We start from the raw sequence: 16,764 nt of genomic DNA, 5'->3' as shown, positions 1-16,764 counted from the left end.
GGTGGTGCGGCGTGACCTCCAATCCGTACCCCCTCGGTCTGCGGCTCGACGGGCGGCGGGTGGTCGTGGTCGGCGGTGGCGCGGTCGCGACCCGGCGAGTGCCCGCGCTGCTGGACGCCGGTGCGGACGTCCTGCTGGTGGCACCGGAGCTGACCCCGGCGTTGCGCGCCCGGGTCGACGCGGGACGGTTGCACTGGGTGCCGCGCCGGTTCGTGCCCGAGGACCTGGACGGCGCGTGGCTGGTCCAGGTCGCGATCGACGACCCGCTGGCGGCGGCCTCGGTGAGCGCCGTCGCCGCCGAGCGGCGGATCTTCTGCGTCCGGGCCGACGACCGCACGGCCGCCACCGCCTGGACCCCGGCGGTGACCCGGCACGGCCCGGTCACCGTCGCGGTGCTCGGCGGCGGCGACCCGCGCCGGGCGATGACGGTCCGCGACGCGATCCGTGACCTCCTGGCGGTCCGCCTGGAACCGGACGGGATCGCCGGCCGTTCCGACGCTTCCACCGGGACGACCGCCGGGCGGGTGGCGCTGGTCGGGGCAGGGCCGGGGGACCCGGAGCTGATCACCGTGAAGGGCTGGCGGTTGCTCACCGAGGCGGACGTGGTGGTCGCCGACCGCCTGGTGCCGGGGCTGCTCCTGGACGAGTTGCGCCCCGACGTCGAGCTGGTGGACGCCTCGAAGATCCCCTACGGCCCGTCCCGGGCGCAGGAGGAGATCAACCAGATCCTGGTGGACCGCGCCCTGGCCGGCGCCTTCGTGGTGCGGCTCAAGGGCGGTGACCCGTACGTCTTCGGGCGGGGCGGCGAGGAACTGCTGGCGTGCGCGGAGGCCGGCGTGCCGGTGACCGTCGTGCCGGGGGTGACCAGCTCGATCGCCGCGCCGGCCGCGGCCGGCATCCCGGTCACCCATCGTGGGGTGGCGCACGAGTTCACAGTGGTCTCCGGGCACCTGGCGCCCGACTCGCCGGCCTCGCTGGTGCGCTGGGAAGCCCTCGCGGGTCTGCGCGGCACCCTGGTGATCCTGATGGGGCTGAAGAACCTCGCCGCCATCACGGCCACCCTGATCGCGCACGGCCGGCCACCGCAGACGCCGGCCGCCGTCGTCCAGGAGGCCACCACAGGTGCCCAGCGGGTGCTGCGGTCGACGCTCGACGCGGTGGCCGCCGACGCACTCGCCGCCGACCTGCGTCCGCCTGCGGTCGTGGTGGTGGGCGACGTGGTGGGCACGCTCGACGCCTGAACGCCCCCGCCCCCGCCCTCCGCTCCGTCGATCATGGAGTTGTGGTGGGTGACAAAGCAGCCGTTATAGCTCGAAACTGGACACCATAACTGCATGATCGACCAGGGCCTGGACTGCGCGTCCCGGATAGTGCGACGGGCCGGAGCGCTAGCACTCCGGCCCGTCCTACGTGCTGTCGAACTACTGCTTGAGCATGTTGTCCAGCAGCAGCGCGCAGCGGATCAGCCCGAGGTGGCTGTACGCCTGCGGGTGGTTGCCCAGGCCGCGCTCGGCGAGCGGGTCGTACTGCTCGGGGAGCAGCCCGGTCGGGCCCGCGGTGAGCACCATCTGCGCGAACAGCTCCTCGGCGTCGGTGCGGCGACCGGTGCGCAGGTACGCCTCGATCAGCCACGCCGTGCAGATGTGGAAACCGCCCTCACGGCCGGGCAGGCCGTCGTCCCAGTGGTAGCGGTAGACGACCGGGCCGCTGCGCAGATCCGCCTCGATGCGCAGGACGGTGGACAGGAAGCGCGGGTCGTCACCGGCAAGCAGGCCGGAGAGCCCGATCCAGAGCGACGAGGCGTCCATGTCCTCGTCGCCGTACGCGACGCTGTACGCCTCGACGTCGGCGTGCCAGCCGTGCTCCAGCACGTTGGAGCCGATCCGGTCGCGCAGGTCCTTCCACTCGGGTCGGTCCTCGCCGCCGTGCTCCCGCATCACGTGCAGGGCGCGGTCCACTGTCATCCAGCACATCACCTTGGAGAACACGTGGTGCCGTGGTGGCAGCCGGGCCTCCCAGATGCCGTGGTCGGGCTCGTGCCAGCGGCGACGAACCGCCTCGACCATGTTCTCCAGGACCCGCCACTCGTCGTCGCGGACCGAGCCGCGCGCGTCGGCGACGGCCGCGATCAGGTCGGCGATCGGGCCGAAGACGTCCAGCTGCAACTGGTGGTTGGCGAGGTTGCCGACGCGGACCGGCCGGGAGCCGGCGTAGCCGGGCAGCGTGTCGATGACCGCTTCGGCGCCCAGCTCGTACCCGTCGATGGTGTAGAGCGGGTGCAGGCGTTCCGGGTGGCCGCCGGTGCGCTCGATGCAGCCGTCCACCCAGCGCAGCAGTGCCTCGGCTTCCTCGATGGAACCGAGGTCGACCAGCGCGCGGGCGGTCAGCGCCGCGTCGCGCAGCCAGCAGTAGCGGTAGTCCCAGTTGCGGACGCCGCCCAGCTCCTCGGGGAGCGAGGTGGTCGCTGCGGCCAGGATCGAGCCGGTGGCCTCGTGGCAGAGCCCACGGAGGGTGAGCGCGCTGCGGGCGACCAGGTCGCGACTGGTGGACGGCAGCCGAAGTGAGGCCACCCAGTCCTTCCACGGCTGCTCGGCGGCGGCCTGCCGCTCGTGGATCGGCACCCGGTGGTGCTCAAGGCTGTGCGTGCCGAAGCGCAACTCCAGCACGACCTGCCCGCCGGCGGCGGAGAGGTCGACGATCGCCTTGGCGGTCTCGTACCCGCCGTCGTTGCCGACCTCCCACTCCACGCCGGGGGCGTAGAGCGCTACCGGCTCGTTGGAGCCGAGCACCAGCAGGCCGTCGCCGATCGGCTGCAACTGCACGGCGACCTGACCGAACTCGGGCCTCGGCGCGAACTCCACCCGGGCCCTGCCGCTGCCGGTGAGCACCCGGATCAGGGTCGAGTCGCCGGTGATGACCGCGGGGCTGTCGTCCGGAGTGGTCTCCCGGGCCGGCTTGTCCAGCCAGTCGGTGACGGTGAGCCCGGACCACCGGGTCTCCACTGTCATCGTGCCGGAGCGGTAGCGCTGGCCCAGCGGGATGCCGCCGCGTTCCGGGGCGACGCTGAAGTGACCGGCCGGGCTGCCACCCACCAGGTCGGCGAAGATCGCCGCCGAGTCCGGCTTGGGGTGGCAGAGCCAGCTCACCTTGGCTTCGGGGGTGAGCAGAGCGACGGTACGACCGTTGGCCAGCATGGAGTGGCGCTCGATCGGCACCGCCCTCTCGCCGAACAGCCAGTGTCGACGGGTCTCCAGCAGCAGCGCCAGCGCGCGGGCGGCCTCCAGCGGGTCGGCGACCCGGTAGCTGGCCTGGGTGTCCCCGGGGCCGATCTTGATGCCGAGGTCGGGACCGTGCAGGTGGGCGAACCCGTTCTCGTCGGTGATGTCGTCACCGATGAACAGCACCGCGCTGGAGGCGAGCTGGGTCCGCAACTGGTCGAGTGCGGTGCCCTTGTGGGTGGCCACGACGGAGAGCTCGATGACCTCCTTGCCCTGGGTCACGGTGACGCCGTCGAAGGTCGCCGGGCCGTTGCGGACCGCCTCGATGGCGGCTGCGGCGACCTCCGGGTCGACCCCTCGGGTGTGCACGGCGACGCTGGCCGGCTTGCGTTCCAGCCGAATGCCCGGGTGCGCGGAGGCGATGTCACGCAGCGCGTTGCGCACCTGCTGACGCACCGCGACCAGCTCGGGGGAGAGTCGCTCGACGAAGCCGATGTCGAACTCGGAGCCGTGGCTGCCGACGAGGTGCACCTCGCTGGGCAGTCGGGACAGCGCGGCCAGGTCGCGCAGCGCCCGGCCGGAGACGACCGCCACTGTGGTCTGCGGCAGCGCGGCGAGCGCGCGGACCGCAGCGACCGACTCGGGAAGCGGGACGGCCGTGCTCGGGTCCTCCACGATCGGCGCCAGTGTGCCGTCATAGTCGCAGGCGACCAGGAGCTGGGGAACCCGGGCGATCCGGCCGATGGCGGAGCGCAGCTCGGGGTCCATCACCCCGGTGGCCATCGCCGCTCCATCGTTGACGGTCGTGTTCACTCGGCCTCCGCCTCGGAAACTCCAAGCTCGGAGAGGAAAGACTTGGCCCAGTGGCCCACGTCGTGGGTACGCAGGTGACGTTGCATTGTCCGCATCCGGCGGCGTGCCTCGGTTTTCTCCACGTGCACTGCCCGGAGCAGGGCGTCCTTGACCGCGTCCGGGTCGTGCGGGTTACACAAAAAGGCCTGGCGCAGCTCCGTTGCGGCGCCGGCGAATTCACTGAGCACGAGCGCGCCGCCCTGGTCGGCGCGAGACGCGACGTACTCCTTGGCTACCAGATTCATTCCGTCTCGCAGCGGTGTCACCATCATCACATCAGCGGCGACGTACATCGCGGCGAGTTCACTGCGACTGTACGACTGATGCAGGTAATGCACCGCCGGCACGCCGACCCGGCCGAATTCGCCATTAATCCGACCAACCTCGCGCTCCACCTTGACCCGTAGTGCCTGGTAGTGCTCGACGCGCTCTCGGCTGGGCGTGGCCACCTGCACCATAACCGCATCGGGAACTGTCAACTTTCCGTCAGCAAGGAGCTCGCGGAAAGCCTTGAGTCGCAACTCGATGCCCTTGGTGTAATCCAGCCGGTCCACGCCGAGGATTATCGTCTTCGGGTCGCCCAACTCGGCACGGATCTGCTTCGCCCGGGCCTGGATCGCCGGGTCGGCGGCCATCCGCTCCATCTCCTGGGTGTCGATCGAGATGGGGAAGGCGCCCGCCTTCACCTGCCGACCTTCGACCTGGATCATCTGCCCCTCGTAGCGCAGCCCGAGCAGGTGCCGGGCCAGCCGGACGAAGTTCTGGGCCGCCAGCCGCTGCTGGAAACCGACCAGGTCGGCGCCGAGCAGACCGCGCAGGATCTCGGTGCGGAACGGCATCTGCATGAACAGCTCGATCGGCGGGAACGGGATGTGCAGGAAGAACCCGATCCGCAGGTCCGGACGTAGCTCACGGAGCATCGCCGGGACCAACTGCAACTGGTAGTCCTGCACCCAGACCGTGGCACCCTCGGCCGCGACGTCCGCCGCGGCCTCCGCGAACCGCGCGTTGACCAGGCGGTACGCCTCCCGCCACCGGCGCTTGTAGGCCGGCGTCTCGACCGCGTCGTGGTAGAGCGGCCAGATCGTCGCGTTGGACTGGCCCTCGTAGTAGCGCTCCAACTCCTCGGCGCTGAGCGGGACCGGATGCAGCCGGATCCCCTCCAGGTCGAACGGCTCGGGAGCCGCGCCGGTGCCACCAGCCCAGCCGACCCAGGTGCCCTGGTGTTCGGCGAGCACGGGATGCAGCGCGGTGACCAGCCCACCGGGGCTACGTCGCCACTGCCGCCCCTCGGGTGTGCTCACCTCGTCGACCGGCAGACGGTTCGCCACTACGACAAAGGAGCTTCGGACGGTCACGATCGGCCACCTCCGGGTACTGACGGGTCCACCGCGATGAGCGTACTGAGCGTAGCTGCGGCGTCTGGTGCCCCGTGCCGGAGTCTCCTACCCGCCTCGGTCCGACCGAATCCTAGAGGTGATCTTGTCGACAGGCCGTGGGTCAGAGGTCGATGATCGGCCATTCCTTGGGCAGCACCTCGCCGAGCAACTCCCGCCGATCCGTCATGATCGGCACGAGGGGGTGGGCGGCAGCGTCCATCGCCAGCTGGGCCAGGTCCGTGTTCCCGGCCATTCGGCGTGACCATCCGCCGAGAAACGAGCACATGTTCGGCTCGACCGGGGTGACCCGGATGTGCGGCAACGCGGCGAGCACTTCGAGCATCTCCCACTGGCCGGGAGTGGCCTCCTGGTGCGCACGGACGAGGCAGAGTGCCGGCACCAGCACGTGCACGCCATAGTCAGCGGCTTCCGCGATGCGGTGACCGACATCCCGTGACGATGACGAATAGGCCAGCAGGGCGGTCGCATCCAGCGCCAAGCCGTAGTCCGTCACCGGCTGGCTCTCGCGCGTGCCGCCAAGACCTCGGCCTGGAGTTGGGCCGCCTGTTCGCGCAGTTCGGGGGTGATGCTCGCCCTCAACTGCTCCATCTCGGCGTGTACCCCCGCTACGCCCTCATCAGTGATCTCGAAACCGACCCGCCGAAGGATCTCCCGCGTCTTCTCCCCGGCCACTCGCCGTCGGAGGGACTCCGCGACATAGGCGGAGGCGTTCGGCTCCTCAGTCAGCCGGTCTGCAAGATCATCGGGCAGGCTGATCGTGATCTTCTTGGTCATACCGAAACCGTAATTTGCCTTACCGGCTCTGGCAAGGAGGCTCGCCCGCGTACTCCTGAGGCGGGGTGATGTGGGCGAACCGCGTCGTACCTGTCAGGATTGACGATGGCGTGCGCGCGGCCGGTCACCGGCCGGCGGCGGCGGGCGGTCTTCGCAGCCCGCGCCCGCGCCGCCGATCAGCGACAGCAACCGACGGAGGTAGCCCGCACCGTGGCCCAGTACATCTACGTCCTGGAAAAGGCCCGCAAGGCGCACGGCGACAAGGTCGTGCTCGACAACGTGACGTTGAGCTTCCTGCCGGGAGCCAAGATCGGTGTGCTCGGTCCGAACGGCGCCGGTAAGTCCAGCCTCCTCAAGATCATGGCAGGGCTGGACAAGCCGAGCAACGGCGAGGCCCGGCTGATGCCCGGTTACACCGTCGGCATGCTCGCCCAGGAGCCCCCGCTCAACGAGGCCAAGACCGTGCTCGGCAACGTCGAAGAGGCGGTCGCCGAGACCAAGGCCAAGCTGGAGCGCTTCAACAAGATCGCCGAGCAGATGGCGACCGACTACTCCGACGAGCTGATGGAGGAGATGGGCAAGCTCCAGGAGGAGCTGGACCACCTCGACGCCTGGGACGTCGACTCCAAGCTCGAACTGGCCATGGACGCGCTGCGCTGCCCCCCGCCGGACGCCGACGTGACCCAGCTCTCCGGTGGTGAGCGCCGCCGCGTCGCGCTCTGCAAGCTGCTGCTGGAAGCGCCCGACCTGCTGCTGCTCGACGAGCCCACCAACCACCTGGACGCGGAGAGCGTCTCCTGGCTGGAGCAGCACCTCGCCAAGTACGCCGGCACCGTCATGGCGATCACCCACGACCGGTACTTCCTCGACAACGTGGCCGGCTGGATCCTGGAGCTGGACCGCGGCCGGGCCATCGGTTACGAGGGCAACTACTCCACCTACCTGGAGAAGAAGGCCGCCCGCCTGGCTGTCGAGGGTCGCCGCGACGCCAAGATGAAGAAGCGCCTCACCGAGGAACTGGAGTGGGTCCGCTCCAACGCCAAGGCCCGCCAGACCAAGTCCAAGGCCCGCCTGGACCGGTACGACGAGATGGCCAACGAGGCGGAGAAGACCCGCAAGCTCGACTTCGAGGAGATCCAGATCCCGCCGGGCCCGCGTCTGGGCAGCACGGTGATCGAGGCGGTCAACCTCAGCAAGGGCTTCGGCGACCGGCTGCTGATCGACAACCTGTCGTTCTCGCTGCCGCGCAACGGCATCGTCGGCATCATCGGCCCCAACGGCGTCGGCAAGACCACCCTGTTCAAGACCATCGTCGGGCTGGAGGAGCCGACCGGCGGCCAGGTCCGGGTCGGCCCCACCGTCTCGCTGTCATACGTCGACCAGAACCGCGAAGGCCTCAACGGCGACAAGACCGTCTGGGAGGTCGTCTCCGACGGGTTGGACTACCTGATGGTGGGCAAGGTCGAGATGCCGTCGCGGGCGTACATCGCCGCGTTCGGCTTCAAGGGACCGGATCAGCAGAAGCCGACGAAGGTGCTCTCCGGCGGTGAGCGCAACCGGCTCAACCTGGCGCTGACCCTGAAGATCGGCGGCAACGTCATCCTGCTCGACGAGCCGACGAACGACCTGGACGTGGAGACGCTGTCCAGCCTGGAGAACGCGCTGCTGGAGTTCCCCGGCTGCGCCGTGGTCATCTCGCACGACCGGATGTTCCTGGACCGCGTCTCCACGCACATCCTGGCCTGGGAGGGCGACGACCAGGACCCGACCCGGTGGTTCTGGTTCGAGGGCAACTTCGAGGCGTACGAGAAGAACAAGATCGACCGCCTCGGCGCGGAGGCTGCCCGGCCGCACCGGGTGACCTACCGCAAGCTGACCCGCGACTGACCGGGGCCGAGAAGGTGTCTGACCGGTTCGTCTACCACTGCACGCTGCGCTGGTCCGACCTGGACGCGTACGGCCACGTCAACAACTCGCGCTTCCTCACCCTGTACGAGGAGGCGCGGGTGGCGTTGATGTTCGCTGGCGGCCGGGCCTGGGGGGTCGGCTCGTTCGCCGACGGGGTGGTGATCCGTCGGCACGAGGTCGACTACCTGCGCCCGGTCGACTACGCGCTGGGCCGGGCCACCGCGGAGGCGGCGCCCACCGTTCGGATCGAGCTGTGGGTGGAGGAGATCCGGGCCTCCCGGTTCACTGTCGCGTACGAGCTGTACGACGGCGAGGTGCTGGCCAGCCGCGCCCGTTCGGTGCTGGTGCCGTTCGACCTGACCCGCCAGGTGCCCCGACGGATCACACCTGAGGAGCGGGACTTCCTTCTCACGTACGCCCCACAGGCCGGGGCGGCATGACCCGGCCGGGTACGGCCGAGCCGGGGCGGACGGCCGCGTCGACCCCGACGCACGGTGTCGCCGGGGTGGCGGACGCGGGCGCCTTCCTGGCCCGACTGGTCCGGCTGGACCCGGTCGCACCGGTCCGGCTGCGGCCGGCCGGTGGGCCCGGCCGGGTCGCACTCTGGGCCCGGCTGCCGTGGCAGGTCCTCGTGGTCCGCACGGTGGCCGGTGGGCCGGCCGACGACGTCACGGTGGCCGCCGCCGAGCTGCTGGCCGAGCTGGAGCGTGGCGGTGCGGCCCTGCCGACCCGCCGGGACGCGCAGTGGCGGTGGCCGCTGCCGCCGGTGCGCAGCCGGCAGGTGGAGGCGCTGCCGGTCGCCGAGCTGCGACGGATCGCGCAGGCGGCGGCGGGCACCCTGCGGACGGCGAGCGAGCAGGGGGTGGCCGGCCGCGCGGTGGGTCAGCGTGCGCTGCGCGACGCGTTGCTCGACCACGTGGCGGTGCTGGTCACTCCGGACGGGTCGCCCGCCGAGCCGGTCGAGGTGCCCCAGCGGCTGGTGCAGGCGGTGGTCCGGATGGGCTTCCTCGGCGCCGCTGACGGCCCGGTCGCCGGCCACGGCGGTCCCGACGTTCAGGTGCGGGTGGCGGGTCGTTGGGTTGGCCTGGTGGGACCATACGGAGCGGCATGGTCGCAGAAGGCCACGGATCTTGCCGTGACACCCCTGAGTACTCGTCCGAACGGCTGACCCCGGCTCATTCTTCTGGGCTGGGGCGGTCGTTGGGGGGGTGCTTCAACTCGGCTGTCCGGGTACCGTCCATCCTCGGATCCAACGCACCGTAGGCGGCTGGATCCGCTGGGGAGTGAGGTGCGCGAGCGATGCCGTGGTGGTCATGGCGCCCCGGTCCCGCCGACGGCGGCGATCCGGAAACCCGAAGCGGGATCACAGTGGAGAGCGCGGTCCGGGTCGGGCCGCCCAGCCCCCGCCAGCCGGGGGACGACTGCCCGGCCAATGAGCGGCCGGTGCTGTCCGAGATGCCCGCCAACGTCGAGCCGGTGAGTCTGCGCCGGGTCTGTGACGCACTCGACCTGCTCGACGTGCGCTACCTGGCCGACGGCGACGGCAACCTGCTGGCCATGTGGGAACGGCACGCCGTGCTGGTCACCCTCGAAGGGCCGGAGGACGAGATCCTGGTCATGCGGGCACGCCCACATGCCACCGTCCCGCCGGACTGGGCCGACCGGGCATACCGGGTGGTCAACGAGTGGAACCACACCCGCCGGTTCTGCAAGGCGTACATCGGCGACCCGACCGAGCGTGGGCAGCTACCGATCTACGCCGAGCTCCAGGTGCCGCTCGGCGCCGGCACCCACGACGCGCTCCTGGTCGAGATGCTCGACTGCGGCGCGGCGGTGGCCACCAGCTTCGTGGACTGGCTGCACGACGAGGGCGCGCTGCTCTGACGCAACCTCGGCCCGGCGATCAGCCGCCGTTGGCCGGGTCCTCCTCGGCGTTGACCATGAAGTATGCGGCGCGCTCCAGGTAGTCCCAGAGTGTGGCGGCGATCTCCGGCTCGAGGTCGAGCCGGTCCACGGCGCGGCGCATGTTCCGCAGCCAGGCGTCCCGCTCGGCGGCGCCGATCCGGAAGGGCGCGTGCCGCATCCGCAGCCGCGGATGGCCGCGCTGGGCGGAGTAGGTGTTGGGGCCGCCCCAGTACTGCATGAGGAACAGGGTCATCCGATCCGCGGCCGGCCCCAGGTCTTCCTCCGGGTACATGGGCCGCAGCAGGGGATCGGTGGCGACGCCGGCGTAGAACTCGTCGACCAGCTTGCGGAAGGTGGGCTCGCCGCCGACCGCTTCGAAGAGGGTCATCGACGCACCAGGACGGTCGGATTCACCTGCGGGGTTCACCGTTCCATCCTGCCAGGTGCGCTCCGTGCCGGCCCGACCCGTGCGGCGTGCGTCGGATCACGCCGGGGGTCAGGTGACCGCGTGGCGGCGGTGCCCGTCGCCGGAGCGCGGCTCGGGAGTGCCCACCTCCGTGTCGTCCTTGGCAGGGCTGGGAGGTTCCTGCGGCGGCTGGGCGTTGGCCGCTGTGGCTGCGGCGATCGCGTCGTCCATGGTCTGCCGGTCCGGCCAGCGCAGCGCGGCCACCCCCATGAGCACCACTCCGGCCGCGCTCCACAACCCGACCACCACCGGGATGGGGAACCGCTCGGCGAGCAGCCCGGTGACCAGCACCGCGACACCCTGGATGACCTGGACACCGGTGGCCATCACGCCGAAGGCACGGGCGCGGAAGCCGTTGGGCAGTGCCTGGACGAACAACCCGTTGGCCATCGGCAGCATGCCGGCGACGGCGAACCCGCAGAGGGCGGCCAGCAACGCCACCACCAGCGGGGACGGATCGAGCAGCGCCGGCACCAGCACCAGTGGGGCGAGCACCGCGAGTGGCCGCATCAGCTTCATCCGGCGGGCCGGCCCGAACAGCCGGCTCACCAGCAACCCGCCCAGGACGAAGCCCACGGGGTTGGCCACCATGATCACCGCCTGCGCCGCGCCCCTGCTCAGGTCGCCCTTGGCGCCCTCGTTGGCCCAGGCGGCGGCGAGCCCCTCCGGGACGATCGAGAAGAGCATGGCGCTGAAGACCAGCACCGCGATCGCCCGCAACACCGGTGTGCGGAACACGATGGCGAACCCCTCGCGCGTCTCCCGCAGGAGGTGGCTGCGGTGCGCAGGGTTCATGGACGCCGGGCGGTCGCGTACGCCGAGGCGGACCAGCAGCGCGGACAGGCCGAACGTCGCCGCGTTGAACAGCAGCGCGACCACCGGGTCGATCGAGGCGACCGCTGCGCCGAACACGTACCCGATGACCTGGGCGGCCTGCCCGACGCTGCTGTTCAGCGACAGCCCGAGCACCAGCCGGTCCCCGGTGAGCATCTGCGGCATCAGCGCGGACTTCGCCGCCTGGCTGGGCGGGTTGGCCAGTGTGGCAGCGAAGATCAGCACCAACACAGCCTGGTACGGCAGGTTCGGGATGGCGATGAGCAGCATCAGCAGCATGCGGATGACGTCACATGACACCATCACCTTGCGGTACGGGTGCCGCTCCGCAAGTGCGGCGAGCACAGGACCACCGAGCAGCCAGGGCAGGAAGCTGACCGCGAAGGCTGCCGCGGAGAGCGCGACGGACCGGGTCTGCTGGTAGACGAGCAGGGTGACGGCCGCCTTCGCGACGTAGTCACCGACCCAGGAGAGAGCACCAGCCACGAACACGGCCCGAAACTCGTGCTGGGCGAACACTTCGCGAAAGGTGGCGGGGCCTTCCGCGGAAGGTCGCTCGTCGGGCACCGTCGCCTCCATCGGCTCCGGTTCGGCCGCTCGTGGCAGCCAGGCCGGAAGCCCTCGTCAGATCTGCGGATCAGCGAGTATGTGATCACGCTCCGTCGGGAACGCGTGTTCCGGATTCTGCCCGATCGTCTGACAACTAGCTAGGGCGAACGGATCGATCGTCGCTTCCCCGACTGAACGAACGGACGATACCTGAGGGGCCGGGCGGCTGGCGACCCTGCATCGGCGGACATTTTCGCCTGGGTCAGGTAGCGCCACCCTGACCGGTCTCGCTGTCGGGCAGGGGCCGGGTCGGCAGACCGGGATAGATACGAGCAGCCGCGATCTGCGCGGTGATCCCCGAGTTCTCCAGTGCCTCGGCGAGCCGCCGACGCAGCTCCCGGCCCACCGCGAACTGCCCGTCCGCGGTGGTCTTCACCACCGTCCGGATGACCGCGCCGTCCACCGTCACCTGCTCGACGCCCAGCACCTCCGGCGCCTCGACGATCTCCGGTGACAGCTCCGGGTCCACCGCGATCGAGGCGGCCGCGGTCCGCAGGACAGCGGTGGCCTCCTCGGTGCTGTTGAAACCGATCGGCAGGTCCACCACCACGAGGGCCCAACCCTGGCTCTTGTTGCCCACCCGGATGATTTCGCCGTTGCGGATGTACCAGAGCACGCCGCGACCGTCGCGCACCGTGGTGACCCGCAGCCCGACCGACTCGACCACGCCCATCGCCTCGCCCAGGTCGACGTTGTCGCCCACGCCGTACTGATCCTCGATCAGCATGAAGAGGCCGGCGATCAGGTCCTTGACCAGGCTCTGCGCGCCGAAACCCAGTGCTACGCCGGCGATCCCCGCGCTGGCCAGCAGTGGAGCCAGGTCGAAGCTGAACTCGCGCAGGATCATCAGCAGCGCGATGCCGAAGACGAACGCGGTGGTCAGGCTGCGCAGCACGGAGCCGATCGCCTCAGCACGCTGCCGTCGCCGCTCGGGCACGAACTCCGCCGGGTCACCCGCCGTGCTGGGCACCCGCTCGCGCAGCGGGCGCAGCATCGTCGGCACCGCGCCCTCGGTGGTCGTCCGGACCAACCGGTTGATGGTGCGGTGCAGCGCCCAGCGGGCCACCATCGCCAGCGCCAGGATCACCAGCACCCGCAGCGGCTTGAGCAGGATCCAGTAACTGCCCTCGGCGAACCAGGCCGATCTGGTGATGTCGTAGATCCACTCGCAGGAGGTGCTGCCCTGGCAGTTCACCGAATCGGCGGTGGACAGGGCAAGGGGCGTCACGCTGGCGGCACTCACCCTGTCTTCGTACCGCAAGGGACCCGACACTCCGCCGCCGACCCACCGGCGGGTGAACTGCCGCAGAGGGCACGACCGGAACGGGGCGAACCGGCCATCGTGACAGGTGCGAGAGAGAGCTTCATGTCCGACCCCGGATTAGTACGTGCAATCCGGGGTCCGATCAGGGACTATTGGCGCAACGGACGTCGGTGATCGGCCCGGCGTCGACCGGGTGGGCCGGCGTGCCCGACCCCGGTCGGCGGCGGTTCGCAGCAGCCGCTGAACCGGGAGGGTGAGCGCGATGCCTGACATACGACCCACGGTGGGCTCCGGCGCGTTGGTCCTCAACGCCACCTACGAGCCGCTGTGTGTCGTGTCGGTGCGCCGCGCCGCGATCCTCGTCCTCTCCGCCAAGGCTGTCTGCGTCGCCGACGGTGACGGCATCCTGCACAGTGCCCGGGACGCGCTCCCGGTGCCGTCCGTGGTCCGGTTGACGCGCTTCGTCCGGGTGCCCTACCGGACGCACGTCGGGCTGTCCCGGCGGGCGATCTTCGCCCGGGACGGGTGGCGGTGCGCCTACTGCCGGGGCCCGGCCGAGACCATCGACCACGTCTTTCCGCGCAGCCGCGGTGGCCGGCACGCCTGGGAGAACGTGGTCGCCGCCTGTGCCCGGTGCAACCACACCAAGGGTGACAAGACTCCGGCCGAGATGGGGTGGCGGTTGCACGCGCTGCCGGCCGCGCCGAAGGGCACCGCCTGGCGGGTGCTCGGGCACCGGGCCCCAGACCCCCGCTGGGCCGACTGGCTGGACCTGCGGGAGCCCGAAGCGGCAGCCTGACCTTCGGTGTCTGACCGCGAACATCTGGCAATGTAGAACATCTGGTTCTACACTCGGTCTGTGGAACGCATCGGGGTCCGAGAGCTGAACCAGAACACGAGTCAGGTGCTGGCTCGGGTGAGTGGCGGCGAAACCGTCGAGATCACCGATCGTGGGCATCCGATCGCCAGACTGGTTCCGGTGAGTGACGACAGGTCGGTACTGGCCAAGCTCGTAGCTGCGGGGCGGGCCGTCGCTCCGACCGGCGGCGGCTCTGTGCCGCTTCCCCCGAAGCTGGGTGACGAGGATGTGGACGTGGCCGCCACGCTCGCCGAGATGCGGGACGAGGAGCGCTGGTGATCTATCTGGACTCCGCCGCCGTCGTCAAGTTGGTTCGGCAGGAGGCGTGCAGCGCTGAGCTTGTCTCCTGGCTCAACACTCACGGAGACGTCCCCCTGGTCTCCTCCGCGCTGGTCGAGGTCGAAGTGCCCAGCGCGTTACGCCGATCAGCCCCGCAGGCGTTGGTCGGCGTGCCGGCGGCCGTCGGACGGCTCTTTCGGCTGGAGATCGACGGCACGATCCGTGCGACCGCTGCCGCGTTTGCCGAGCCGACGTTACGCAGCCTCGACGCCATTCACCTTGCCACCGCTCAGGTTCTGACCAACGAGTCCGGAACGGCACTCATCGCCTTCGTCAGCTATGACCGGCGACTGCTCGAGAGCGCCAAGGTTGCGGGGTTACCCGTGGCAAGCCCCGGTCAGAACTGACCCGGGTTCCGCTTCACCCGGGTCAACCACCTGTACGTGCCTTCGTCAGCGACGCGAAGACCACCACGTTGTCCGAATAGCCCGTCTCGCCGCCGACCCACTGGCCGCCGCAGGTGATCAGTCGCAGGCTGGGACGGCTGAAGTCGCCGTACACCTCGTCCACCGGCAGCCGCCCCTTGTCGAACCGCTCCACCGAATCCACCTCGAAGATCGCCACGCTCCGGTCGGTGCGGGTGACCTCGATCTGGTCACCGGAGCGCAGGTCGCGAAGCTTGTGGAAGACCGCCGGCCCGCTGGTGGTGTCGACGTGCCCGACGATCACGGCCGGGCCGTACTGACCGGGGGTGGGCCCCTGGTCGTACCAGCCGGCCTCCTGGGCGCGGGCCGCGTCCGGCACGGCGATGGTGCCGTCCGGGGCGATGCCCACGTCGTGCACCGGCGCCTCGACGTCGATCGTGTCAATGGCGAGGTTGGTCGGACGGCTGGATGACAGCACCGGGAACTTCTTCGGTGGCGGTCGGAAGCCGGCGCTGAGCTGGTCCGGCAACAGGCTCATGCCGGTCACCTGCTCGACGCCGAGCATCGCCACGATCAGCACCATCAGCGCGGCGACGGCCAGGACCGGCAACCCTGGTCCCGTACCGATGCGGTGCCCGGCCAACGGCGACCCGGCCGGACGCCTCGGTGGCAGCGGCTGGACGGTCGGATCGGTGGTGGCGATGCTGGCCGACCCGGCCTGACCGGCGACGCGGCCCAGCCGGCGGGAGGCGCGGGCCACCAGCCGGCCGGAGGCGCGCAGCGCCGGCCCGGCCCGGAGGCGGGCGCGGCGGTCCGGCCGCGCACGCGCGGATCTGCGGGTCATGGGTCGTCCGGCTCAGGAGCCGGCTCCGGTCCGACGCCGGCCGCCCGCCATGCCGAGCGCGATCGCAGTGGCCACCAGCGCCACGCCGCCGAGCACCAGCAGTGAGCCGGTGCCGCGACCGCCGGCCGTCCCGCCGCCCCCGGTCGCCGGTCCCTTGCTGGGCGACGCCATGTTCAGCACGGTCAGGGTGGTCGTGGCCGTCTGGCCGTTCTGGCAGCGCAGGTCCACCGCGTAATCGCCGGCCTGCTTGTCACGCGGAATGCTGGCCTGCGCGGTCAGGAAGCCGTTGTCCGGTCTGAGCGTCACGTGCCCGAACGCATCGGAGTGCACGCTGGACTGGCGGTTGTTGTTGTCGTTGTCGCAGCTCGCCTTGATGGAGACCCGGCTACCGGCCTGGGCGCTGTTCGGCGTCACCTCGACGAAGGTGTTCTCGCCGGCACGGGCCGGAGCGACAGACATCAGGACGAACGCCCCGACCAGCCCGACCAGTGTCAGTGCGGACGAAAGCGTGCGGTTGATCGTGCGGATTCCCTGCATGATTTCCCCCCAACCGGCGACGACCGCCGGAACCCTCCCCTGGGCACGCGGGCTGCTTTCCCGCTGGCGCGGGAGCAAACCCGCAGACGGTGAGGGTGGGGTGGGTCAGCGCTGACGCGGGGCGACCCCGGTCGAGGGGAGCGGCGTGATCGGCTGCCAGCCCAGCGGGGACGACAGGACCATCGTGCTCGACGGCTGGCCGTACGGGGCGAGTCGGTCGATGACGCCCTCGAACGCGCCGATCGAGCCGGCGGCCACCTTCAGCACGCTGCACGCGTCCCCGGTGATCCGGTGGATCTCCAGGATCTCCGGCCAGCCCGCCACCGCCGGGTCGTGCAGGATGCATCGCGCCCCGTAGCAGGACATCCGGATCAGCGCGATCACGGTGCGGCCGGCTCGGCTCAGGTCGACATGGGCGTGGTAGCCGGTGATGACTCCGGACTCCTCCAGCCGGCGAACCCGCTCGGCGACCGCAGGTGGCGACAGGTGCACCCGCCGGGACAACTCGCTGAAGGACAGCCGCGCGTCGGCCTGCAACTCGCGCAGCAGCGCCCAGTCCATGTCGTCCACGCTCAGACCTTACTTTCGTG

Annotated in this window: 18 protein-coding genes; 8 read left to right on the top strand and 10 right to left on the bottom strand. The window is 70.6% G+C overall.

The annotated features are described in order from the left end of the window. Positions 1-11: 11 nt before the first annotated feature. Positions 12-1,241 carry a uroporphyrinogen-III C-methyltransferase gene (cobA, locus tag KBX34_RS06225; RefSeq protein WP_210923704.1) on the top strand — a complete coding sequence of 410 codons (1,230 nt, stop codon included), beginning with the start codon at positions 12-14 and terminating at the stop codon, positions 1,239-1,241. Positions 1,242-1,421: 180 nt separating this feature from the next. Here the strand turns inward: cobA and otsB are convergent, their stop codons facing one another. The 4 genes from otsB to KBX34_RS06205 form a co-directional block, all read right to left on the bottom strand. Further along, on the bottom strand, positions 1,422-4,001 hold the full coding sequence (gene otsB / locus KBX34_RS06220; protein ID WP_210923811.1) for a trehalose-phosphatase: 2,580 nt from the start codon (positions 3,999-4,001) through the stop codon (positions 1,422-1,424). Between the two features lie 26 nt (positions 4,002-4,027). Continuing rightward, positions 4,028-5,428: a trehalose-6-phosphate synthase gene (locus KBX34_RS06215; protein ID WP_088949790.1), complete on the bottom strand. Its 1,401-nt coding sequence runs from the start codon at positions 5,426-5,428 to the stop codon at positions 4,028-4,030. A gap of 142 nt (positions 5,429-5,570) precedes the next feature. Then, entirely contained in the window at positions 5,571-5,963 is a 393-nt protein-coding gene (locus KBX34_RS06210; protein WP_210795435.1) for a hypothetical protein, read from the bottom strand. Beyond that, positions 5,960-6,244 carry a hypothetical protein gene (locus KBX34_RS06205; protein ID WP_099848009.1) on the bottom strand — a complete coding sequence of 95 codons (285 nt, stop codon included), beginning with the start codon at positions 6,242-6,244 and terminating at the stop codon, positions 5,960-5,962. The genes KBX34_RS06210 and KBX34_RS06205 overlap by 4 nt, the downstream gene beginning before the upstream one ends. Before the next feature lie 210 nt (positions 6,245-6,454). On the opposite strand from KBX34_RS06205, the gene ettA reads away from it, so the two are divergent. From ettA to KBX34_RS06185, 4 genes are all read left to right on the top strand, one after another. Continuing rightward, positions 6,455-8,131 (top strand): energy-dependent translational throttle protein EttA, encoded by a 1,677-nt coding sequence (gene ettA, locus KBX34_RS06200; RefSeq protein WP_088951967.1) that lies wholly within the window; start codon positions 6,455-6,457, stop codon positions 8,129-8,131. A 14-nt stretch (positions 8,132-8,145) separates the two neighbouring features. After that, a complete protein-coding gene (locus KBX34_RS06195) occupies positions 8,146-8,592 on the top strand; it encodes a thioesterase family protein (protein WP_210923701.1) in 447 nt (148 codons plus the stop codon). Continuing rightward, positions 8,589-9,320, top strand: a complete 732-nt coding sequence (locus tag KBX34_RS06190) for a hypothetical protein (protein ID WP_210923693.1) — start codon at positions 8,589-8,591, stop codon at positions 9,318-9,320. Before KBX34_RS06195 ends, KBX34_RS06190 begins: the two co-directional genes overlap by 4 nt. Positions 9,321-9,451: 131 nt before the next feature. After that, positions 9,452-10,036, top strand: a complete 585-nt coding sequence (locus KBX34_RS06185; protein ID WP_088949785.1) for a YbjN domain-containing protein — start codon at positions 9,452-9,454, stop codon at positions 10,034-10,036. 19 nt (positions 10,037-10,055) lie between these two features. Here the strand turns inward: KBX34_RS06185 and KBX34_RS06180 are convergent, their stop codons facing one another. From KBX34_RS06180 to KBX34_RS06170, 3 genes are all read right to left on the bottom strand, one after another. Beyond that, positions 10,056-10,484, bottom strand: a complete 429-nt coding sequence (locus KBX34_RS06180; protein ID WP_088949784.1) for a globin — start codon at positions 10,482-10,484, stop codon at positions 10,056-10,058. A gap of 69 nt (positions 10,485-10,553) precedes the next feature. Next, positions 10,554-11,936 carry an MFS transporter gene (locus tag KBX34_RS06175; RefSeq protein ID WP_210923691.1) on the bottom strand — a complete coding sequence of 461 codons (1,383 nt, stop codon included), beginning with the start codon at positions 11,934-11,936 and terminating at the stop codon, positions 10,554-10,556. 232 nt (positions 11,937-12,168) lie between these two features. After that, positions 12,169-13,227 carry a mechanosensitive ion channel family protein gene (locus tag KBX34_RS06170; RefSeq protein WP_088949782.1) on the bottom strand — a complete coding sequence of 353 codons (1,059 nt, stop codon included), beginning with the start codon at positions 13,225-13,227 and terminating at the stop codon, positions 12,169-12,171. 265 nt (positions 13,228-13,492) lie between these two features. On the opposite strand from KBX34_RS06170, the gene KBX34_RS06165 reads away from it, so the two are divergent. The 3 genes from KBX34_RS06165 to KBX34_RS06155 are packed head-to-tail and all read left to right on the top strand — an operon-like array spanning position 13,493 to position 14,775. Further along, positions 13,493-14,029 (top strand): HNH endonuclease, encoded by a 537-nt coding sequence (locus tag KBX34_RS06165; RefSeq protein ID WP_030333470.1) that lies wholly within the window; start codon positions 13,493-13,495, stop codon positions 14,027-14,029. Between the two features lie 60 nt (positions 14,030-14,089). Continuing rightward, positions 14,090-14,368 (top strand): type II toxin-antitoxin system Phd/YefM family antitoxin, encoded by a 279-nt coding sequence (locus KBX34_RS06160; RefSeq protein WP_099847995.1) that lies wholly within the window; start codon positions 14,090-14,092, stop codon positions 14,366-14,368. Further along, a complete protein-coding gene (locus tag KBX34_RS06155; RefSeq protein WP_210923690.1) occupies positions 14,365-14,775 on the top strand; it encodes a type II toxin-antitoxin system VapC family toxin in 411 nt (136 codons plus the stop codon). Before KBX34_RS06160 ends, KBX34_RS06155 begins: the two co-directional genes overlap by 4 nt. 22 nt (positions 14,776-14,797) lie before the next feature. Here the strand turns inward: KBX34_RS06155 and KBX34_RS06150 are convergent, their stop codons facing one another. The 3 genes from KBX34_RS06150 to KBX34_RS06140 form a co-directional block, all read right to left on the bottom strand. Then, positions 14,798-15,574, bottom strand: coding sequence for a class F sortase (locus KBX34_RS06150; protein ID WP_247668469.1), 777 nt, complete (start codon positions 15,572-15,574; stop codon positions 14,798-14,800). Between the two features lie 75 nt (positions 15,575-15,649). Further along, positions 15,650-16,174, bottom strand: a complete 525-nt coding sequence (locus tag KBX34_RS06145; RefSeq protein ID WP_210923688.1) for a hypothetical protein — start codon at positions 16,172-16,174, stop codon at positions 15,650-15,652. Between the two features lie 105 nt (positions 16,175-16,279). After that, a complete protein-coding gene (locus KBX34_RS06140) occupies positions 16,280-16,744 on the bottom strand; it encodes an Lrp/AsnC family transcriptional regulator (protein WP_088949776.1) in 465 nt (154 codons plus the stop codon). Between the last annotated feature and the right edge of the window lie 20 nt (positions 16,745-16,764).

The organism is Micromonospora sp. M61 (genome assembly GCF_018070245.1).
GTDB classification, from domain to species: domain Bacteria; phylum Actinomycetota; class Actinomycetes; order Mycobacteriales; family Micromonosporaceae; genus Micromonospora; species Micromonospora zamorensis.
The sequence above is the reverse complement of the archived record's forward strand: the minus strand, read 5'-3'. Positions and strand labels throughout refer to the sequence as shown.

What these genes read in the sequence shown, in the direction of transcription:
- KBX34_RS06185 (WP_088949785.1), top strand. Translation starts at nt 9,452, where the DNA reads ATGCCGTGGTGGTCATGGCGCCCCGGTCCCGCCGACGGCGGCGATCCG.
- KBX34_RS06175 (WP_210923691.1), bottom strand. Translation starts at nt 11,936, where the DNA reads ATGGAGGCGACGGTGCCCGACGAGCGACCTTCCGCGGAAGGCCCCGCC.
- KBX34_RS06165 (WP_030333470.1), top strand. Translation starts at nt 13,493, where the DNA reads ATGCCTGACATACGACCCACGGTGGGCTCCGGCGCGTTGGTCCTCAAC.
- KBX34_RS06190 (WP_210923693.1), top strand. Translation starts at nt 8,589, where the DNA reads ATGACCCGGCCGGGTACGGCCGAGCCGGGGCGGACGGCCGCGTCGACC.
- KBX34_RS06145 (WP_210923688.1), bottom strand. Translation starts at nt 16,174, where the DNA reads ATGCAGGGAATCCGCACGATCAACCGCACGCTTTCGTCCGCACTGACA.
- otsB (WP_210923811.1), bottom strand. Translation starts at nt 4,001, where the DNA reads ATGGCCACCGGGGTGATGGACCCCGAGCTGCGCTCCGCCATCGGCCGG.
- KBX34_RS06205 (WP_099848009.1), bottom strand. Translation starts at nt 6,244, where the DNA reads ATGACCAAGAAGATCACGATCAGCCTGCCCGATGATCTTGCAGACCGG.